This is a genomic window from Bacillus mesophilum (assembly GCF_008923265.1).
Lineage (GTDB): Bacteria > Bacillota > Bacilli > Bacillales > Cytobacillaceae > Cytobacillus > Cytobacillus mesophilum.
Window position 1 is genome coordinate 15,910 of sequence record NZ_WBOT01000001.1, and the last position, 18,857, is coordinate 34,766.

The following is an 18,857-nucleotide window of genomic DNA, read 5'->3' on the forward strand; positions in this document are numbered from 1 at the left end:
TTTAGCTTCAATATTAATGTGAGCAATGAAGCCTAGAGAAAACCATCATATAGCTATCACGATACTTTAGAATCCTTTAAATCGATTTCTGTTATTTAAGAAAGATATGAATGTAATTAATGCAGCAAACAATAGAGGTGCAGTAATAAAAAGGGGAACAAGCTTTAATAAACCTAATACATTTAGAAAAAAGCAGAAAATCAATACTGCCAGGATTGAAAAAAGTTGAAATTTTTTCATCTTTACACCTCCTATTAAGAGATAACCTAAACGGAAAAAATGATTTATTCTAATTTATGAATTTGTCCAAGAAAAAATGAATTAGATATGTGTTTTGAATTTTTGACAATAATGTGAAAAGAAGCACAAAATAGTTGATGTTAAGTGTTCCACATGATATATTATGGTTGTGAAGTTAATCACAAGCAAACATATACCCCTTTGTTTGATCGTGAAAAATTTCTCCCATCCCCTTTGTTCGTTTATGTATATGAAGAGCCGTGCAAAAAAGCATGGCTTTTTCATTTTAATCTCTTCGTTTTAACGATGTCGCGAGTCTAGTAAATCCCCACCAAGTATTTTTCTTACTTAAGATTTATTTACAAAAAAAAGCTATGTCAATAAGACATAACTTAGTTTTTTACACAATATTTCCAAAAATGCCCGTATTTTGCCGGCACAGGCTCAGCTACTTGTTTAAGCTGCAGCTTTTTCATTATTTTATTTACTTCCGTTTCAGTCATATCATAAACAACGGCAATTTCTTTTGAAGCGACAAGTTTAAAGTAAGCCAGAAATTCTTCAATATCAGGTAATGGAGACTTCACCGGCTGCTCTGGTAGCATTTCTTCTAAAATCTGTTCGTAAATATCATATGGGTAATAACCTGTTACCTTTATGCCTTCCTCTTCAATATTTTCATTGAAAAAGACAAGCGTTGGAATTTCTTCGACTTCCATTTCAGCAGTGATCTTTAAATCACATTGAAAGGCTTTTGCCGCACTTTCAGAATGCATATCAGCGACAAATTCCACTACATCTAGTCCAGTTTCCCTTGCGCATTCTTTTAGCACTTCAAAGCTCGAAACATTTTGTTTTTCTAAAAACAGTGCTTCTTGCAGCTTCCGTAAAAAGCGAATGCCAGATTTCCTTCCTTGCAGCTCTGCCGCCTTTATTGCAATAGAGGCCAAATATGGAGAGGAGATTGGATTTTCAAACCATAAATTCCCATCGCAGGACATACCAGATCGACTCGCTGTTTTTTCCCAAAGCTCTGCGATGTTTTCATAATTTTTTTTGCGGCCCATATTCAAAGCAGCCAGCTTGCCGCTTAATACATGTTTAATGGAAAAATAGCGTCCATACTCAATCGTCAGCTTTTTTATAATCGGCTCCAAAGCCCAGCATTCAGGACATAAAGGATCAAGGAACATGTACAATTCCAATGGTTTCTTTTCATTGCCATGGCAATGGGGAGACGCCATCTTTGTTTCAAATCGTTCATGATTGTTCAAGAGCTCTCACCTTTCATTTCATCTTTATCTGGAGTATTAATCATATGCTGGGCAGTCAGGTTAAGCCTGGCAAAAAAATCCTCTCTTATTGGGCCGGTCAGCTCTACTTCATCCATTGCATTATGCATACAAGAAACCCAAGCACGAGCACGCAATGGCGTTATTTCAAAAGGCAAATGTCTGGCTCTTAGCATAGGGTGCCCATGCTCTGCTGTATAAATTTGTGGTCCGCCTAAATACTGAGTTAAAAATTGCTTTTGTTTCCTGGCTGTTTCTTCAAAGTCTTTTGGAAAAATAGGAGCGAGATCAGGATGCTCTGCAACTCTTGTGTAAAAAGCGTCGACAAGCTGATGAAGCTTATCTTCACCGATTATGTCAAATGGTGTCTGCATTTTTCCTGTCATATTTATTACTCCCCTTATAAAATTAGCTCGATGCCTAAATGATAGACACAGCATGAGCCACATTATTGTCTAGCAGTATATTTCATGGAATATATTAAAAGTGGTGTATAGATGTAAATATGATTACAAATAGGTATACATGTTTATCGAGATATCTGTTTATATTTTATCAATGTAATCAAGATATCTCAAACAAACCGCATTTTAAGAATCAATTAGACTAGTATGCAATATTTGGATAATGTTAAATTCGTGTATATATAGACTGGAGAATCAAAGGAATTATAGGTTGAAGGATAATTGTGGATAAATATAAGAATAAGCCTGCAATTAAAGTCAGCAGGCTTATTTTACAAAAATTTTTGTTTAGTTATCTATTTAAGCAAAGTACGAGTTTGTAACCTTTTTAACATAACTTCTTGTTTCATTAAAAGGAGGGATGCCATTGTATTTATCAACATTGCCTGGTCCTGCATTATAGGCTGCCAATGCAAGTTCAACATTGTCATCATATTTATCGAGCATTTGCCGCAAGTATTTAGTGCCTGCAAAAATATTTTCCTGAGGATCAAAGATGTTTGTCACACCCAGCCCCCTAGCTGTGCCGGGCATAAGCTGCATTAAACCGGAAGCACCAGCATGGCTAACTGCGTTAGCATTAAAATTTGACTCTTGTTTTATCACAGATTGAATTAGCTTAACGGGTACATTATATAATTCTGAGGCTTTTTCAATCAGATCATTGTAGCTTCCATTCGTCTTTGTGCCAGAAAGCTTAGACAAGCTAAGAGGCATGAGGTTATAAGAAGTACTCATCAAGGAATTCTTGTTTGCGAGCGGCTCCAGAGAAGCGACTGCACCAAGAGAATTTGGTATTTGCGATTGCAGTGCAGATGTACTGCCGCTTGATAAGAAGTTGGTTAAAAGGTCATTGAATAATGAATCCTCACCCTTAGCCGAGCCGGAGGCATTAAAATTCTGCAATGCCTGCAATTCAAGCATGACTTTTAATTGATTGACATTCATCTGTATGCGGTCTCCTTCAATAGAAGTAAAATATAAGAATTGTTTTTTTAAAAATTATAAAGAAGTCTTTCGGTTATATAAACGTTTAACCTTATTTTCCGTTTCCCTTATTGGAATGCGATATTGAGCAAGTAACTTCTTAAAAATAACTTCGCCATTTGCTCGATCACTTACCTCATATTCTAACTCAAAATCCTCTTCATTTAAATAGTAACTATTGTCCAGTACTAGCAGTCCGCCTTTATATTCTTTTTCAGCTCTGAGCGTTTTTAATGAGCCAAAAAGGGTTATATCTTCTAAGGAAATGCCATTTTCCTTCAAGATAAAGAATAGTTCATGGTGTAAAAATTCAGGTTGGTTTAAGTTTTTGGCATTAATTGCTATTTCAGCAGCTTCTTTAGTTAATATATCATTCGTTTCTAATAAATCATTTTCATGCGGCTGTTTTAATGTAAGTTCATATTGTCCATTCTTTTCTCGGATCCTTAAGGCGCTTTTCTGTTGTTTTAATTGAAAATTTGCTGTGTCAAAATAATAATTTGTTTGTGTTTGAAAATCTCCTTCAGTAAAGTTCAATGATGATCTCAACAATTCAAACTCACTTTTTGTCAGCAGGTTTTTAAATTCAATCTCAATATGTTTATCCATATTTCATTTCCTTTCAAAGCTAATAATCATTATTATGGCAATCTAAAGCTAAAACTGCAATGACTGCAGCACCTAAACACTCCAGCTTGTCCTTGTATTTAAGGTTCACCTTAGCCGCTAATGGGCAAGTTTTCTTTAGTTTTTTGTGAGTGGTATGGTAAAATAGGTGGGAGTATGGAGGTATAATAATGAAAAATAAATTGACTGTTTCAGCTGTACATTATCAAGAAAAAGTTAACGAACTTGTTTTATCCATTGATCGTGAGATTGACCTTTCTAACATAAAGGCAATGGAACAAATGTTAGTGGACTCTGATCACTTGGCTTTTGTTTACATATTGGAAGTGGATAACGATTATACATATTTAGTACTCCCAGAGCATTCGTGGAGTGAATTAAAGAAAGCTCATCAAACTGAAGCTGCAGTAAAATTGACAAACGGTAAAGCGGAGTTATTATTAAGTGCATTCCAAGAAGAACTTTCCTACCTTATCGAAAATATTACGGGCAACAGCAATTATGGTGAAATTATGGTAGAAAAAGTTGAATGTATATTTCAGGGGATAGTTCAAGAATAAAGAATAAAAAATATAGAATTCATTATTTTCTTGATGTCTAGAGGTAAGCGTCGAAAGCCTGAATCGTGCTGATCAAGGCGCTTACGCTTTTCTAATGTCTAGCTTCAGCGCCTAGCCCCTCGAGGTCATAAGCCATGTTGCCCTAAAGGTTAAAGAACAACCTTTATGCCAACCTGTCTTATGCTTGTCGGGGCTGATCAAGGCGCTTACGCTTTTCTAATGTCTAGCTTCAGCGCCTAGCCCCTCGAGGTCATAAGCCAATCTGTCCAGAAGGTCAAAGAACGACCTTCTAGCCATCTCGTCTTATGCTTTTCGGGGCTGATCAAGGCGCTTACGCTTTTCTAAAAGGGTGGTATTTATGCATTGGGATCTTTTTTTGGCTCCATATAAACAGGCCGTTGATGAGTTAAAAGTAAAGCTTAAAGGGATGAGAAGTCAATTCGAGATGAATTCTGATCATTCTCCGATTGAATTTGTAACTGGAAGGGTAAAGCCCATTGCAAGTATATTAGATAAAGCAAATCAAAAGGGCATCCCATTGGATCGGCTTGAATCAGACATGCAGGATATTGCCGGCTTAAGGATGATGTGCCAGTTTGTAGATGATATAAGAAAAGTAGTAGAACTTTTGCGGCTGCGGAATGATTTTGAAATTGTTGAAGAACGTGATTATATTTCGCACAAAAAAGCAAGCGGGTACCGTTCCTACCATGTCGTCATTGCTTATCCAGTGCAAACAATTAAAGGCGAAAAGAAAATTTTAGCTGAAATTCAAATAAGGACCCTAGCCATGAACTTTTGGGCAACGGTTGAGCATTCATTGAATTATAAATATAAAGGACTTTTCCCGGACGATTTAAAAATGAGGCTCCAGCGAGCAGCAGAGGCTGCTTTCCGCTTAGATGAAGAGATGTCAGCCATTAAAGGCGAGATACAGGAAGCGCAGGCATTCTTTACTCGCAATAAGAAAAAGCAGTAGTAAATATATAGCATGTTCCTCAAATGAATGTAAAAGAGGTGCTTAAGACGATGAAATTTGCCATAACTTCTAAAGGGAATTCCGAATCCAATACCCTTATGCACAAAATGAAATCCTATCTATTGGATTTCGAATTAATCTATGATGAAGAAGAGCCAGATCTTGTTATTTCAGTTGGCGGAGATGGCACTTTATTGTATGCCTTCCACAGATATAGCAGCAGGCTTGACCGAACAGCTTTTATTGGTGTACATACTGGTCATCTGGGCTTTTATGCAGATTGGGTTCCAGAAGAAATTGAAAAGCTCGTTATTGCCATAGCAAAAACTCCTTATGAGATAGTAGAATATCCATTACTTGAAACGGTTGTAAGGTATCAGAATGGCGGTAAGGAAACAAGATATCTGGCACTAAATGAATCTACAGTTAAAGCAGATGACGCAACTCTTGTTATGGATGTAGAAATACGCGGGCAGCATTTCGAAAGATTTAGGGGAGATGGTCTGTGTCTTTCAACACCATCTGGAAGTACTGCTTATAATAAAGCGCTCGGCGGAGCGATTTTGCATCCGTCGCTGCCTGCCATTCAGCTGGCGGAAATGGCTTCTATTAATAACAAGGTTTTCCGGACGGTTGGTTCACCACTGGTTTTGCCAGCACACCATACTTGCATGTTAAAGCCTGTGAATGAACAAGATTTTAAAATAACCATTGATCATCTTTCCTTACTGCATAAAGATGTAAAATCAATACAATTCAGAGTGGCGGAAGAAAGAGTTCGGTTTGCAAGGTTTAGACCGTTTCCATTCTGGAAACGAGTGCATGATTCTTTTGTAGCAGATTGAAAAAACAGATGAATAGAGGCAAGATGTTGTGGCATCTTTTGAATTAGAATGGAAAATTGGAAAGGATAGCAGCGGAGTAATGCTGAAACAATTTCTTTTCGAAAAAGGGATTTCCAAATCAGCTTTAACGGATATAAAATTCAGCGGTGGTTCTATCTATGTAAACGAAGAAAAAGAGAATGTCCGCTATGTTTTACAAGAACAAGACCTTGTGAGAGTTGTATTCCCACATGAAACCACTAGTGAGGGGTTAATTGGAGAAAGGCTGCCCATTTCTATTGTTTATGAGGACTCTTATGTTATGGTCGTTGACAAAAAGGCAGGTATGAGTACGATCCCTTCACGTGAGCATCCTGCCGGAAGCTTGGCTAATGCCATTATTGGCTACTATGAGGAAATTGGTTTACAATCCACCGTCCATATTCTCACAAGGCTTGACCGGGACACTTCAGGTCTGGTGCTTATCGCAAAGCACAGACATGTTCACCATCTTTTGAGCAAACAGCAAAAGATTCATGAGATTAAACGAACATATGAAGCATTGGCAGAGGGCTCTTTAGACGATTATGGCATCATTGAGGAGCCAATTGGGAGAAAGAAGGAAAGTATCATTGAAAGAGAAGTTCGAAGTGATGGTGCTTTTGCACGTACTCGGTATGAAGTAAAAAGAAGGTATGATCATTTTACTCATGTACAGATTATGTTAGATACTGGAAGAACTCATCAGATTCGTGTTCATTTATCTTTTCTGGGCCATCCGCTTCTTGGTGATGATTTATACGGGGGAAGTTTAGCAAAGATCAACAGACAGGCATTGCATTGCTGTCATCTAACCTTTTACCATCCCTTTTTGAACCAAGTCTTTTCATTTTCATCACCGTTGCCTGATGATATAAAGAGACTGCTGCATAATGCAGATGACCATTAGAAAAGGTTTATCTCTGCAACCAGCTTACTATATACGGACGATACAGCCGGGATGTAATTTTCCCGGCTTTTTCTTTTGCTAAATGATCATTTATCCATTATAGGGGTAACATAAGCTTATATTTGAATAGATGCGTAGATGCTCTGGTTTTCAAACAAACAAAATCAATTATATAAGGTCATTGTCATGTTTATTTAAGTTTATGAAACTTTTCGCTGGCACTGTATGCGCTATCATTGTTAAGATTGGCGTGTACATTTTGCTTACAAAGAATTCATGGCTAAAAGGCTATTTGAATAAAGGGAGGGATTTGATGGAACACGGTGCATCTGTTGCATCATTAGTAATTGTTATTATCGTTGCATTTTTAACACCTATTATTTTGCATCGTTTAAAATTTAATGTTCTTCCGGTAGTAGTTGCAGAAATTTTAATGGGACTCATTATCGGGAAAAGCGGATTTAATATTGTACAGGAGGATATGTGGCTAGAAACATTATCAACACTCGGTTTCATATTTTTAATGTTTCTGAGCGGACTTGAAATAGATTTCAGTGCGTTTTCCACTAAGAAAAAGCGGGAAAAGCTGCCTAGCGGCAAGCTCGAACCAAATGCTTTTTCAGTAGCCACTATCGTATTTATTGGGATTTTTGTTGTATCACTAGGGCTATCGTATTTATTCGTACTTGCTGGATTTATTGATAATGCCTTCTTGATGACCTTAATCATTTCAACGATTTCATTAGGTGTAGTTGTGCCGACTCTGAAGGAAGCACATATTATGAAATCAGGGATAGGCCAGATCATCTTACTAGTCGCTGTTATTGCCGATTTAGTGACAATGATTTTATTAGCAGTATTTGTTTCCGTTAATGATGGCGGGGAAGGTAATACATGGCTGCTTCTTGTCTTATTCGCAGCAGGAGTCGTTTTATACTTCATTGGAAGCCGCTTTAAAAATCGCAGTTTTATTGAATCTTTGTCAACAGGGACTGTACAAATTGGCACAAGAGCAGTTTTCGCTTTAATCATTTTCCTTGTCGCCCTCTCTGAAACAGTTGGTGCAGAGAATATCTTAGGGGCGTTTTTAGCAGGAGTGCTTGTGTCGCTATTATCTCCAAATCAAGAATTGGTACATAAGCTCGATTCATTTGGTTATGGTTTTCTGATTCCGATTTTCTTTGTAATGGTTGGGGTAGATCTCGATATTTGGGCATTGTTCAGTGACAAGAAAATGCTGCTGCTTATCCCGCTGCTGCTAATCGCCTTGCTGCTGTCAAAATTGATTCCGATTTTATACTTGCGCAAATGGTATGACATGAAAACAGTGATTGCATCTGGTTTTTTATTAACGTCTACGCTTTCGCTGGTTATTGCAGCAGCTACAATTGGAGAGCGCATGGGTGTAATCACCGCTGAAATGTCAGGCACACTTATTTTAGTTGCGGTAATCACAAGCATATTTACTCCTATTGTGTTTAAAAAGGTTTTCCCGGTAGATACACAAAAAGAAAAGAAATTAAGGGTAGCCTTTGTTGGAGCAAATCAGCTGACTATGCCTGTTTCAAGGGAACTGGCATCAGGTTTATATCAAACAAGCTTGTATCATAAGAGACAAGAGAAAGCTGATAAGCAAATTGCTGATTCAGTCTTTAATATCAATGAAATCCCTGATTTTACAATGGATTCATTAGCAAATACTGATATTTTAGAATCGGACATTATTGTTATATCGACTGGGGATGAAAAGATTAATGCTGAGTTAGCAACAGGATTTAAGGAAAAAGGCGTTAATCGTGTCATTGCGAGAACTGAGAGTCCGCAAATGGAAGATTTACTGCGTTATAAGGAGGTTGAGGTATTCTCGACCATTCTTTCAACCAAAACATTATTGCGTTCTCTGATTGAATCACCTGGTGTAATCAACATCCTAACGAACCAGGAAACAGCATTATATGAGGTCAAGTTGCTGAACCCCCAATTTGACGGCATGCTGCTTCGTACGTTTCCGTTTACGGGTGATGTTATCTTCGTTAGAATCCTAAGAGGAAAAGATGCCATCGTCCCACATGGAGATACAGAGCTTCATCTGAATGACAGGCTGATTATTACAGGCTCTAAAGAATATGTAGATGAACTAAAACGTGAACTGGAGCTTGTGTAGACATAAGTATTTAAACAAATGATAACCCGAACGCAATGAATCAACTCAATGATACCCGAATGATTAGAAGAATAATTTCTAACCATTCGGGTTTTTTTATTAAATTCATACTATGATAAAACGAATCATCCTTTTGCCCTTTTCTTTTTACGTCAATTCATGTAAAATTAGGACTAGGTATTAATATCATGTATTAGTAATGGAGGCTGTTTAATTTGACAATTTCTTTAAAAGATAAAACATATGTTGTTATGGGTGTAGCTAATAAGCGAAGTATTGCATGGGGAATAGCAAAATCTCTGCATGAAGCTGGGGCAAAATTAATTTTCACGTATGCAGGCGAACGTCTGGAAAAGAGTGTGCGTGAATTGGCAGAATCCTTAGAGGGAGCAGATTCCCTTGTTTTACCTTGTGATGTGACAAGTGATGACGATATTAAAAAATGCTTTACACAGATCAAAGAAGCTGCTGGCAGCATTCACGGAGTTGCTCATTGTATCGCTTTTGCTAATAAAGAAGAATTGCAGGGTGAATACATGAATACAACTCGTGATGGCTTCCTGCTTGCTCATAATATCAGCTCATATTCTTTAACGGCTGTTGCAAAAGAAGCGAGAGGGCTTATGACAGAAGGCGGCAGCATTGTAACGCTAACATACTTAGGCGGAGAGCGTGCTATTAAAAATTACAATGTTATGGGTGTTGCAAAAGCATCTCTTGATGCAAGTGTAAAATATTTAGCATCCGATCTTGGTGTTGATGGTATCCGTGTAAACTCCATTTCAGCTGGTCCTATTCGTACTCTTTCTGCAAAAGGAGTAAGTGATTTCAATTCTATATTAAAAGAAATTGAAGAGAAGGCACCATTGCGCAGAACAACTACTCCAGAAGAAGTTGGCGATACAGCCTTGTTTTTATTCAGTGATTTAGCAAGAGGGATTACAGGAGAAAACATTCACGTTGATTCTGGTTTCCACATTTTATAAGAGCATTTTAACCTATGCAGATAACTGCATAGGTTTTTTTGCATTTAACCGATAAATAACACTTTATTACTTGAAGAAATTTTTAATTGGAAAAGAACGCCTAGTTTCGGCATACATATAATACGATGAATGAGTGAAAGAAGGAGGGAAGTTTATGCTTGCTAAGGATAAAAAGGAACCGCTTCTATATATCAATCAGCCGAATATCCACTATCCAGAAGTGAATATGCAAAGTGTTTTCTCATCAAAGAAATCAAAGCCTGCAGTGGAAGAAGTGCAGCCGCAATTTGAAGATCAAGAATCAAGGGCAAAAGTCAATATGTTTAAGGAAACAAAGCTGGCAGATGATAAAGTGGCTCCAGTTGAAAATAAACAAGAAGTAATAGAAGAGTATGAAGAACAGCAAAGAGTACATTCTAATCCGTTTTCAAAAGAGAGACGGTCCTCTTTTAAGAGAGTAAAAAGCTTTAAAGAAATGAATGTAATGGAAAGATTGCACTATTTAGATCACTTTCCACATCAGCTGCCGCCTGTAGCTTGTATTTTCGAACGTACTGATGTTTCAGTAAAAGGAATTCTTATCAATAAGACAGACTTCGAAATTGAAGTAAAAACATTCGATAACAGTGTAGAAAAAATGTATATAGCTGATTTGATTTCAGTTAAAATGATCGGCTTGAGGTAATCGCTGGCACTATTTCATGGCAAAAGTTCAAAAAGCATTTACGAATGAATTGCAGGCTAACATCAGCACAATTCTGCAAATGCTTTTCTAATTAAAATACGTTCCTGTAGATGTAAAAAAGCCAGCCGATTCATTCGGCTGGCTCTAATGCATATTAATTAGTCTTCGCAAACATTAAGATCTACGTCTGTGATACATTGAACTGCACAGAAGCAGCTAAGGTCAACTGTAATGCAATCGTCTGTACTGCGGAAGTCATCAACTTTGCATACTTTCTTCAAATCGATGCAGCAATCATCAACGATGTCTACTGTTTCGAATTTTGATCTGCCGCCTTGACCTTCACATTCTGAAACAGGCTCAAGTACTCGAAGCACAGCACAGCAGTTATCGAACACATCCTCTACACGGAAGAAGATTGAAACGCATGCACAATCACTTCTGTTAGTAAAGAACGCATGGAATGGTGACCCATCAGCAGTTTTTAGTACGAATACGCGAGTATCAGGACTTTTTCTCTTTTTATGTTTACTTGGTGAAATTGCTCCAAGAGGCTCTAAGAAACAGTTGGAAGGGCATTCGCACGCATCTTCTGCAGCATTATCTTGAATATCTTTAATAGCACGAACTACTTCACATACACAGCTTTGGCCTTTGAAGTCATCTTTCTTTCCACAACCCATATTTGTTTCCTCCTTTATATTTCTTGTGATCTACATTAATAACATATTGCAGGGCAGCCCTTTAGGACACGGGCAAAAGCCTTGTTATAGGAAAAATAGGCGGTTTTTTATAAGTTTGGAAAGGGGAGTTATGATGGAATTGACATGGTTGGAATTATTCATCATTGTCCTGGCTAGCTTTCGTCTTACACGGTTATTGGTCTACGATCAAATCACGCAGTTTATCCGGTCGCCATTCTTCGATGAAGTCGAGGAAGAAGATGAGTTTGGTCAGAAAGAAACCTATTTAGTCCCAAAGAATAGGGGAATTAGAGGTTTTTTTGGTCAGCTTTTAAGCTGCCATTGGTGTACAGGGGTGTGGTGCGCCATTTTTATATGTGCCTTATTTTTTGTTTATTACAGTATTGCATTTCCCTTGCTTTTAGTGCTCGCTGTTGCAGGATTGGCATCCATAATTGAAGTGATTGTGCAAAAATGGCTGGAAGACTAAGAGCAGGGTAGGCATTTACTTCACACAAGAAAAAGCATGTGCACATAAACTAACAGCAGGAACAATTTTATCTTTAGGGGGCATTTAAATGTTCAAAAAAACAGCACAACCTGTTAAAGCGGCACCAGTACAGCAGCAGCCCAAGAAGAAAAAAGGCTGCGGATGCGGGAAAAAGACAAAGAAATATTAATGATTAAAGGCCGGCTGAAAAGCTGGCTTTTTTCATGGGCTTTTTCTGCCAAGGTTTGATGGCTCCTAATGGCAAGCAGGCTTGGCTGTTATTTTCTAGAGATAGCTGAGAATGCCAATAATAGGATGAACATTTTTTGTCATAATTTATATTCTTATCCGAAACAATATAGATATGATAATTACTTAGGAAAGGGATCCCTTATGAAAAAAATAATCTTTGTTTGTTTCTTTGTATTCATCATGAGCGGATGCAGCCATCATGATTCAAAAAATTCACCAATGTCTTTAATAAAAGAAATACACCCTACTCCAGCTATCATCGGCAGCAACGAGAGCGATGACATCGGCATGCTCAACAAAGTGAAGGAAGATGTTGAAAGTATGGAGGAATTATTTGATGTAGCCGTTATTAAGGGGGAAAAGGAAATTCTTGTAGCTTATAAAGTCAAGCATCTGCAGCGATTTCATATGGTGAAGATAGAAGAGAAATTAAATAAGATGCTTGAGGAAGATTACCCGGATGAAGATTTTATCGTCTCAAGTGATTACAAGATTTTTCTTGAAGCTGTCGAGCTGCATGACAAGATGGAGGAAGACAAGAACTACAGTGAAGAAAAGGCACAAAAGAAGTTTGACAAGATTATTAAACTGAAGAAAGAAATGACTTAATAAAAGGGAGCTGATTTCATGGGAAAGAAGGCGCAAAAGACACCAGAGCAAAAGAGCTATCAGCAGCTAGAGCAGCAGCATGAAACAAAGCGGCCGGTTTTAAAAAACTGTCTGCGGGCTTTTTGGGTAGGCGGCTTATTTTGCATTGTTGGTCAAGCGATCTCTTTATTCTATATATACTTTTTCAATTTTACAGAACAAACTTCCGGCAATCCTACAGTTGCCACAATGGTCTTTATCGCCATGCTTCTGACAGGGTTTGGGGTCTATGACCGAATCGGTCAATATGCGGGAGCAGGGAGTGCAGTGCCTGTAACCGGGTTTGGTAATGCCGTCATTTCAGCTTCAATAGAACATCGTACAGAAGGCTTTGTACTGGGAGTAGGCGGCAATATGTTTAAATTAGCGGGCTCGGTATTATTATTTGGAGTATTTTCAGCATTTGTGATTGCTCTAATTAAGACTATTTTAATTCGATGGGGTGTGATCTGATGCTGAAGGGTAAACAATCTTGGGTATTTGAGAATCGCCCAGTTATTGCTGCAACTGGGGTTTCAGGCGGTCCTTTTGAAGCAAATGGCAAGTTAGCAGAGGATTTTGATATTCTCCATGATGATCTCTGGATGGGACAGGATTCATATGAAAAAGCACATCGGATTCTGCTTGAGGAAGCAAGTCAAACCGCTATCCAAAAAGTAAATCTGCAGACAAGTGATATTCAATTTATGATTGCAGGGGATTTAATTAATCAAATTACACCCACAAGCTTGGGGGCAAGAACATTAAGCATTCCCTATATGGGCATCTTTGGAGCCTGCTCAACATCAATGGAAGGGTTAGCTCTTTCGTCCTTTATTATTAATTATAAAGGTGCAAATCATATCCTAACAGGAGCTTCCAGTCATAATGCAGCAGTTGAAAAGCAATTTCGTTACCCTACAGAGTATGGCGGGCAAAAACCTCCTACTGCGCAATGGACAATAACTGGAGCTGGAGTAGCGATTCTGAAAGCAAATCAAGGTGAAACAGGTGTGCCGGTCACTACATCTGCCACAATTGGTAAGGTCGTTGATCTTGGGTTAACAGATCCTTTTAATATGGGTGGTGCTATGGCTCCAGCTGCAGCTGATACCATCTCTGCTCATTTTGAAGACTTACAGATTGATCCTTCCTACTACGACCTTATTGTTACAGGTGATTTAGGAAAAATAGGGCAAGAAACAACATATGACCTTCTTTCTAAAAAAGGAATTACGTTCGACAGGGAAAAGTTTCAGGATTGCGGGCTGCTTATCTATAAAGAGGGTCAGCCAGTTCAATCAGGAGGAAGCGGTGCGGGCTGTTCTGCGACCGTGCTCTACGGCCATCTTCTGAATGAAATGAAAAAAGGCACGTATAAAAAAATATTAGTTGTTGCAACGGGTGCTTTACTGTCACCACTGACGTTTCAGCAGAATGAAAGTATTCCGTGTATTGCACATGCAGTATCAATTGAGATGAATTAGAAAGGAGATATGAGTATGCTGCCAATGTTTTTTTGGGCTTTTGTAGTTGGAGGGCTCATTTGTGTCGCTGGTCAAATTTGCTTTGATATATTTAAGTTGACACCTGGCCATACATTAAGCTTATTTGTTGTATTTGGAGCGGTACTTGACGGTCTGGGATTATACGAACCACTGGCAGACTTTGCTGGAGCTGGTGCAACGATTCCGATAACAAGCTTTGGGAATTCCCTTGTTCATGGAGCTATGCAGGAAGCAGAGCAGCATGGATTAGTTGGTGTCTTAACGGGCATGTTCGAGGTTACAAGCTCTGGTATTTCGGCTGCGATTGTCTTTGGATTTATCGGAGCTTTGCTCTTTAAACCCAAGGGGTAACTCGCCTAATTTCCATGCAATAATAAAAAAACTTCCTGATTAATTAGTAGCTTGCCTATACACTTCATAGTTGTTTTACATACGTTGTAGAGAACAAACAATGTGAGGTGATATTGATGGGTTACGGATTTTGCGGTGGCGGCTATGGCTACGGCGGAGGATACGGTGGCGGCTATGGCGGCGGCTACGGCAGCACTTTTGTTCTAATCGTTGTGTTGTTTATCCTTCTAATTATTGTTGGTGCTAGCTTCTAATGGAATAAAAAAGGTAAGGCAAATGCTGTTACAGGCATTTGCCTTATAATTTTTCAGCGTCATACACCTTTTTGCTCTTTCTTCATACTATATAAAGTAGTTTAAGAAGGAGCGTGAATATTAAGAATGGATAATCAGTTCTTTAAAAATATTGAAAAGAAAACTGGCGTCAATATGAAGGATGTTCTTGACCTTGCGGGTTCATTGCAAAATGCAAATTTTAAAGACGAAAATACAGTAAGAAGTGTGATTAGAAGAGTTTCTCAAATCGCAAATAAGCCTGTATCTAAAGAAACAGAAGACAAAATTGTGAAATCAATTGTGGCAGACGGCAAGCAGCTTGATTTTAATACAATCAGCAAAATGATGAATAAAAAATAATCCATAGCAAAACAGCTAGGGCCAGTTGAATGGCATCCTAGCTGTTTTTTTATGATGACCATTGATTAGCGGGACCTCTTAAGTAATGAAGTCAAGAAACGTGAATTATTAGCTCGTTTTCCTCGCCGATTTTGGGGAACCGATATGGCTAAGCTGTTTTGCGCCCTTGTCATGGCGACATACATGAGCCGCCGTTCTTCTTCGAGCGGCAGGGAATCTCCGTTTCGATATGCTTCTAATGCATGATCATGAGGCAAAGAGCCATCGACAGCTCCTAAAATATAGACAGCTTTATATTCTAAACCTTTGGAACGGTGAATGGTGCTGAGCGTAATTGCGTTTTCGAGCGTACGATTTTGCTTTTTAATTTCTTTATTCATTGCCCGCATATGGTCGGCATGCTCCAAGAAGTCTGATATATGCTTGAACCGTTTAGCTGCAACTTTTAAATCCTTTATCTCATCAGATCCTTTTTCAAGCTTATTGCCTTCATTGCCCCGTTTTTTAATAAAATCACTATATCCTAATTTTTTTTCTACTATTTCAATAGCTCGCAATGGTGAGAGCCCTTTTAAGGATCGAATCACGGGAACTGCCTTTTTTAGCTTTGCTTCCTGAAAGGAATAGCCTGTTTTCACATGAGCAAAACATTCAAGTAAAGTCATATCATTTAATATGCTATTAGCTTTCATGTCTTGAAGGATCTGGTTTTTCATAAATAATGCTGGCAATATCAGTTTTACTGCTTCCTGGTCTTCTTCATCAATCGATAATTTTAAAAAACCAAGCATGCTTTTAATGATAAATTTATCGTAAAAGGATTCTGCATCCTGATCAATTTTAAACGGAAAGCTTGAATATGCCAGCTTTTCAAAGATCGCCCTGCTGCCCGCATGTGTCCGGTACAGAATGGCAATATCCTCTGGCTTAAAAGAACCTTCAAGCTTCTCACTTATGTCAGTTAAAATCATGGCTGCTTCTTCTTCCTCATCATAAGGAAAAAACGCAATAGGAGAGACGAGACTTTTATACTGGGCATTCATTTTTTTGAGACGGCGTTCTTTATTTAGCTTAATGACTTCATTTGCTGCACTGACAACCTCATGACTGGAGCGATAATTTTGACTTAATGAGATGACATTTGCCTGTGGATAGTCTTTTTCAAAGTGAAGCAGGAAATGCGGACTGCTGCCTCTAAACGCATAAATTGACTGATCATCATCTCCAACTGCAAATACATTTTTATGTTTGGCGGATAGGATTTTGATAAGTTCATATTGAACTGTATTAATGTCTTGAAATTCGTCAATGAGTATATGGTGAAACCGTTCTTGGTACCGCTGGGTTAAATCAGGATTTTCAGTGAAAAGCCGGTAACAGCCTGTCAGCATATCATCAAAATCAAACAACTGTTTTTCTGCCTTGTACTGCTCATATTTTCTAAAAAGTTCCTTCACTGTTTTTTCCCAATCGTTTTCTGCAGAAGCGGATTGAGGTGTCTGCAGAGAATTTTTCCAGTAGCTTATTTGCTGAAGAGCTAAATCATAAGAAAAATCTTTTTCATCCAGATTCATTTCCCGGCCAGCCATCTTCAAGATTTGTTCTTTTTGCCATTCCTTTGCAAGCAGGGAATCGCCTGACCAAATGTCACGTTCATGAAAGCTTAAAATCCGGAAAAAGATACTGTGAAAGGTGCCGGTAACCATCTGCCCAATTGAACTTTTGTTCATACTTGGAAATGTCAGCAATCTTGTTTTCATTTCAGCAGCTGCTTTACTTGTAAATGTGACAAGCATCAGTTGATTTGGCCTAACCTGCTTTTCCTGTATTAAGTAGGCAGCTCTTGCGGTTAAAACTCTTGTCTTACCGCTTCCAGCACCAGCCAGAACGAGAAGAGGCCCTTCATCAAAGCAGACGGCTTCCGCTTGCTTTGGATCAAGAGCAGTCCCGTTTTTCGACAGCTGATCAAGAAAGGTATTAGAGTAGACTGCAGACTTTGGCTGATCAAGCATTTCTTTTCCTGTTTTAATTTCATAGGCTTCTTTAAACCCTGTCTGAGCAGAACGATCAGCTGTAATGGAGCGTGATTGAGGTAGCGTAAATCCATTTATCTCTACAGAGGCAGCAGACTCATCGATAGATGAGGCTGCTTGGAGCTGATCTTCGCATTCTTTAGCTGTATTACTGTAATGATAAAAATGAGGCTGTTTATAAATACCTAAATATAATCTGACCTTTTCTCCGCATACTGGACATGTCATTTGACCTTGCTTAGCTTGGTTAGAGATTGACACGAGCTCTTCGCGGGCAACTTGATCAATTTGTATGATTCTTTCATTAAATAGCGCAGTTTTCATTTATGACCCAACTTTTCTTTCATTCTATGAATAATAGATTCATAAAATATACTATAGGAATTATAGGCAAGATGCAAAGGGGCTTTCTATAGTTTATATATCCGCTGACAAGGGTACTGATATAAAAAAGGCAAAGGAGCAGGTGTCATGGGCTATATCTTACCAATAAATCATACCCAATATCAGCAATATGCTGAACGGGATTTGAAAGTGAAACCTGATCCATTCCGTTTTCAGCGAGTGGAAAAGATTCATAACCATTTAGAAACCTTTGGCGATAATGATAATGTAGGCCGGCAGGAAGTATTTCTGACTTCAAATAGTGAGAAAAGTAAAATCCCTGTTCCGCACGAAAAAGCTGAAAGACTATATAGTGAGTTAACAGGAAAAGGCAGATTTTTTAATGAAGTAGTATAGGAGAAGACTAGTACAACTGTACATATAGTCCTTCTCCTTTTTTCCATTCGGCAATCAAAATATCCTTTACAGATGATGCACCAGCATTTTTAATCTCCATTTTCAACTTCTCTAAATCCCATTCCATATTCTCTAGATTATCAAATACCACTTCCCCGTCTATGATTAAGGTAATCGGTATTTCCACGGAAGGCAGAGGCATATTAAAATCGCTAATCGTCGGCACGGTAAACGCGGGTTTTTTCAAAACACTCACAGTGCCATCTGTTTCTAAAATGGCATATTCACATTCTCTAACAGAAAAAATATCTTTTGTACGCAGCAAATGCTGCAATTGATTTAAATCAAGATGATTTTTCTTTAATACGTCGAAATTTATTTTTCCTTTTTTAATAACAATAGATGGTTCACCTTCAAGCAATTTTCGAGTGCTTTTATATTTCTGTGTTATTAATTCTGTTGTAAAAATGAGAACGGTCCATATGACTACAGAATAGAGCATTTGCCATATACTTGTATTTTCGTCATATAGCGCATTTCCAACAAGTTCCCCTAAAACAATCGCAGAAATAAAATCAAAGGGGGTTATTTGCGTAATTTGTGTCTTTCCGAGTATTTTGGCCATGCCGAAAAGGGCAATAAATCCAACTAAGAGAACAAACAATATATGTACATATTCCATTGATGATAACCGCCTTATTCCGTTTACAGTTATTATGTGAAATGTTTAGAAGTTTTATGAGGGATACAAGTGTAGTATCATCACGGCTCATTAGAAGG

The 18,857-nt window shown here is 38.2% G+C and carries 23 protein-coding genes; 15 read left to right on the forward strand and 8 right to left on the reverse strand.

Annotation, left to right across the window (positions count from 1 at the left end; all coding sequences use genetic code 11):
• Nucleotides 1–66 precede the first annotated feature (66 nt).
• From F7732_RS22745 to F7732_RS00080, 5 genes are all read right to left on the reverse strand, one after another.
• Complete coding sequence (locus F7732_RS22745; RefSeq protein WP_192912973.1) at nt 67–240, reverse strand: hypothetical protein; 174 nt, start codon at nt 238–240, stop codon at nt 67–69.
• 392 nt (nt 241–632) lie between these two features.
• Complete coding sequence (locus tag F7732_RS00065; protein ID WP_151572546.1) at nt 633–1,484, reverse strand: ClpXP adapter SpxH family protein; 852 nt, start codon at nt 1,482–1,484, stop codon at nt 633–635.
• A 26-nt stretch (nt 1,485–1,510) separates the two neighbouring features.
• Entirely contained in the window at nt 1,511–1,918 is a 408-nt protein-coding gene (locus F7732_RS00070) for a globin domain-containing protein (protein ID WP_151571697.1), read from the reverse strand.
• 378 nt (nt 1,919–2,296) lie between these two features.
• The gene (locus F7732_RS00075) at nt 2,297–2,944 is read right to left on the reverse strand and encodes a lytic transglycosylase domain-containing protein (protein ID WP_151571698.1); all 648 of its coding nucleotides are present in this window, start codon (nt 2,942–2,944) and stop codon (nt 2,297–2,299) included.
• Between the two features lie 54 nt (nt 2,945–2,998).
• A complete protein-coding gene (locus F7732_RS00080; RefSeq protein ID WP_151571699.1) occupies nt 2,999–3,592 on the reverse strand; it encodes a CYTH domain-containing protein in 594 nt (197 codons plus the stop codon).
• A gap of 188 nt (nt 3,593–3,780) precedes the next feature.
• On the opposite strand from F7732_RS00080, the gene F7732_RS00085 reads away from it, so the two are divergent.
• The 7 genes from F7732_RS00085 (at nt 3,781) to F7732_RS00115 (ending at nt 10,757) form a co-directional block, all read left to right on the forward strand.
• Complete coding sequence (locus F7732_RS00085) at nt 3,781–4,170, forward strand: UPF0738 family protein (RefSeq protein ID WP_151571700.1); 390 nt, start codon at nt 3,781–3,783, stop codon at nt 4,168–4,170.
• Nucleotides 4,171–4,528: 358 nt separating this feature from the next.
• Nucleotides 4,529–5,149 carry a GTP diphosphokinase gene (yjbM, locus tag F7732_RS00090; protein ID WP_151571701.1) on the forward strand — a complete coding sequence of 207 codons (621 nt, stop codon included), beginning with the start codon at nt 4,529–4,531 and terminating at the stop codon, nt 5,147–5,149.
• Between the two features lie 50 nt (nt 5,150–5,199).
• Complete coding sequence (locus tag F7732_RS00095) at nt 5,200–5,994, forward strand: NAD kinase (protein WP_151571702.1); 795 nt, start codon at nt 5,200–5,202, stop codon at nt 5,992–5,994.
• 79 nt (nt 5,995–6,073) lie between these two features.
• The gene (locus F7732_RS00100) at nt 6,074–6,922 is read left to right on the forward strand and encodes an RluA family pseudouridine synthase (protein WP_151572548.1); all 849 of its coding nucleotides are present in this window, start codon (nt 6,074–6,076) and stop codon (nt 6,920–6,922) included.
• A gap of 313 nt (nt 6,923–7,235) precedes the next feature.
• Nucleotides 7,236–9,086 carry a monovalent cation:proton antiporter family protein gene (locus tag F7732_RS00105; protein ID WP_151571703.1) on the forward strand — a complete coding sequence of 617 codons (1,851 nt, stop codon included), beginning with the start codon at nt 7,236–7,238 and terminating at the stop codon, nt 9,084–9,086.
• Between the two features lie 215 nt (nt 9,087–9,301).
• Nucleotides 9,302–10,072, forward strand: a complete 771-nt coding sequence (gene fabI / locus F7732_RS00110) for an enoyl-ACP reductase FabI (protein ID WP_066447475.1) — start codon at nt 9,302–9,304, stop codon at nt 10,070–10,072.
• 154 nt (nt 10,073–10,226) lie between these two features.
• Nucleotides 10,227–10,757 carry a CotO family spore coat protein gene (locus tag F7732_RS00115; RefSeq protein ID WP_151571704.1) on the forward strand — a complete coding sequence of 177 codons (531 nt, stop codon included), beginning with the start codon at nt 10,227–10,229 and terminating at the stop codon, nt 10,755–10,757.
• Between the two features lie 158 nt (nt 10,758–10,915).
• Here F7732_RS00115 and F7732_RS00120 read toward each other — a convergent pair whose 3' ends face one another.
• The gene (locus F7732_RS00120; RefSeq protein WP_151571705.1) at nt 10,916–11,440 is read right to left on the reverse strand and encodes a CotY/CotZ family spore coat protein; all 525 of its coding nucleotides are present in this window, start codon (nt 11,438–11,440) and stop codon (nt 10,916–10,918) included.
• Nucleotides 11,441–11,573: 133 nt separating this feature from the next.
• Here F7732_RS00120 and F7732_RS00125 point away from each other — a divergent pair, with 133 nt between their 5' ends.
• From F7732_RS00125 to spoVIF, 7 genes are all read left to right on the forward strand, one after another.
• The gene (locus F7732_RS00125; RefSeq protein WP_151571706.1) at nt 11,574–11,930 is read left to right on the forward strand and encodes a DUF1360 domain-containing protein; all 357 of its coding nucleotides are present in this window, start codon (nt 11,574–11,576) and stop codon (nt 11,928–11,930) included.
• Between the two features lie 393 nt (nt 11,931–12,323).
• Nucleotides 12,324–12,791, forward strand: coding sequence for a sporulation protein (locus F7732_RS00130; protein WP_151571707.1), 468 nt, complete (start codon nt 12,324–12,326; stop codon nt 12,789–12,791).
• 18 nt (nt 12,792–12,809) lie between these two features.
• On the forward strand, nt 12,810–13,283 hold the full coding sequence (gene spoVAC / locus F7732_RS00135) for a stage V sporulation protein AC (protein ID WP_066447454.1): 474 nt from the start codon (nt 12,810–12,812) through the stop codon (nt 13,281–13,283).
• Nucleotides 13,283–14,296, forward strand: coding sequence for a stage V sporulation protein AD (spoVAD, locus tag F7732_RS00140; protein WP_151571708.1), 1,014 nt, complete (start codon nt 13,283–13,285; stop codon nt 14,294–14,296). The genes spoVAC and spoVAD overlap by 1 nt, the downstream gene beginning before the upstream one ends.
• A gap of 15 nt (nt 14,297–14,311) precedes the next feature.
• Nucleotides 14,312–14,668 (forward strand): stage V sporulation protein AE, encoded by a 357-nt coding sequence (spoVAE, locus tag F7732_RS00145; protein ID WP_151571709.1) that lies wholly within the window; start codon nt 14,312–14,314, stop codon nt 14,666–14,668.
• Between the two features lie 110 nt (nt 14,669–14,778).
• Nucleotides 14,779–14,922 (forward strand): YjcZ family sporulation protein, encoded by a 144-nt coding sequence (locus tag F7732_RS00150; RefSeq protein WP_151572550.1) that lies wholly within the window; start codon nt 14,779–14,781, stop codon nt 14,920–14,922.
• Nucleotides 14,923–15,048: 126 nt separating this feature from the next.
• Nucleotides 15,049–15,303, forward strand: coding sequence for a sporulation-specific transcription regulator SpoVIF (gene spoVIF, locus F7732_RS00155; RefSeq protein WP_066447447.1), 255 nt, complete (start codon nt 15,049–15,051; stop codon nt 15,301–15,303).
• Between the two features lie 65 nt (nt 15,304–15,368).
• Here spoVIF and F7732_RS00160 read toward each other — a convergent pair whose 3' ends face one another.
• Nucleotides 15,369–17,660, reverse strand: a complete 2,292-nt coding sequence (locus tag F7732_RS00160; RefSeq protein ID WP_151571710.1) for a UvrD-helicase domain-containing protein — start codon at nt 17,658–17,660, stop codon at nt 15,369–15,371.
• A gap of 147 nt (nt 17,661–17,807) precedes the next feature.
• Here F7732_RS00160 and F7732_RS00165 point away from each other — a divergent pair, with 147 nt between their 5' ends.
• Entirely contained in the window at nt 17,808–18,077 is a 270-nt protein-coding gene (locus F7732_RS00165; RefSeq protein WP_151571711.1) for a hypothetical protein, read from the forward strand.
• Between the two features lie 7 nt (nt 18,078–18,084).
• On the opposite strand, the gene F7732_RS00170 is transcribed toward F7732_RS00165, so the two are convergent.
• Nucleotides 18,085–18,759 carry a DUF421 domain-containing protein gene (locus F7732_RS00170; RefSeq protein WP_151571712.1) on the reverse strand — a complete coding sequence of 225 codons (675 nt, stop codon included), beginning with the start codon at nt 18,757–18,759 and terminating at the stop codon, nt 18,085–18,087.
• Nucleotides 18,760–18,857: the final 98 nt, after the last annotated feature.

Coding starts and splice junctions, on each gene's coding strand:
- F7732_RS22745 (WP_192912973.1), bottom strand. CDS start 240: ATGAAAAAATTTCAACTTTTTTCAATCCTGGCAGTATTGATTTTCTGC.
- F7732_RS00065 (WP_151572546.1), bottom strand. CDS start 1,484: ATGGCGTCTCCCCATTGCCATGGCAATGAAAAGAAACCATTGGAATTG.
- F7732_RS00070 (WP_151571697.1), bottom strand. CDS start 1,918: ATGACAGGAAAAATGCAGACACCATTTGACATAATCGGTGAAGATAAG.
- F7732_RS00075 (WP_151571698.1), bottom strand. CDS start 2,944: ATGAATGTCAATCAATTAAAAGTCATGCTTGAATTGCAGGCATTGCAG.
- F7732_RS00080 (WP_151571699.1), bottom strand. CDS start 3,592: ATGGATAAACATATTGAGATTGAATTTAAAAACCTGCTGACAAAAAGT.
- F7732_RS00085 (WP_151571700.1), top strand. CDS start 3,781: ATGAAAAATAAATTGACTGTTTCAGCTGTACATTATCAAGAAAAAGTT.
- yjbM (WP_151571701.1), top strand. CDS start 4,529: ATGCATTGGGATCTTTTTTTGGCTCCATATAAACAGGCCGTTGATGAG.
- F7732_RS00095 (WP_151571702.1), top strand. CDS start 5,200: ATGAAATTTGCCATAACTTCTAAAGGGAATTCCGAATCCAATACCCTT.
- F7732_RS00100 (WP_151572548.1), top strand. CDS start 6,074: ATGCTGAAACAATTTCTTTTCGAAAAAGGGATTTCCAAATCAGCTTTA.
- F7732_RS00105 (WP_151571703.1), top strand. CDS start 7,236: ATGGAACACGGTGCATCTGTTGCATCATTAGTAATTGTTATTATCGTT.
- F7732_RS00115 (WP_151571704.1), top strand. CDS start 10,227: ATGCTTGCTAAGGATAAAAAGGAACCGCTTCTATATATCAATCAGCCG.
- F7732_RS00120 (WP_151571705.1), bottom strand. CDS start 11,440: ATGGGTTGTGGAAAGAAAGATGACTTCAAAGGCCAAAGCTGTGTATGT.
- F7732_RS00125 (WP_151571706.1), top strand. CDS start 11,574: ATGGAATTGACATGGTTGGAATTATTCATCATTGTCCTGGCTAGCTTT.
- F7732_RS00130 (WP_151571707.1), top strand. CDS start 12,324: ATGAAAAAAATAATCTTTGTTTGTTTCTTTGTATTCATCATGAGCGGA.
- spoVAC (WP_066447454.1), top strand. CDS start 12,810: ATGGGAAAGAAGGCGCAAAAGACACCAGAGCAAAAGAGCTATCAGCAG.
- spoVAD (WP_151571708.1), top strand. CDS start 13,283: ATGCTGAAGGGTAAACAATCTTGGGTATTTGAGAATCGCCCAGTTATT.
- spoVAE (WP_151571709.1), top strand. CDS start 14,312: ATGCTGCCAATGTTTTTTTGGGCTTTTGTAGTTGGAGGGCTCATTTGT.
- spoVIF (WP_066447447.1), top strand. CDS start 15,049: ATGGATAATCAGTTCTTTAAAAATATTGAAAAGAAAACTGGCGTCAAT.
- F7732_RS00160 (WP_151571710.1), bottom strand. CDS start 17,660: ATGAAAACTGCGCTATTTAATGAAAGAATCATACAAATTGATCAAGTT.
- F7732_RS00165 (WP_151571711.1), top strand. CDS start 17,808: ATGGGCTATATCTTACCAATAAATCATACCCAATATCAGCAATATGCT.
- F7732_RS00170 (WP_151571712.1), bottom strand. CDS start 18,759: ATGGAATATGTACATATATTGTTTGTTCTCTTAGTTGGATTTATTGCC.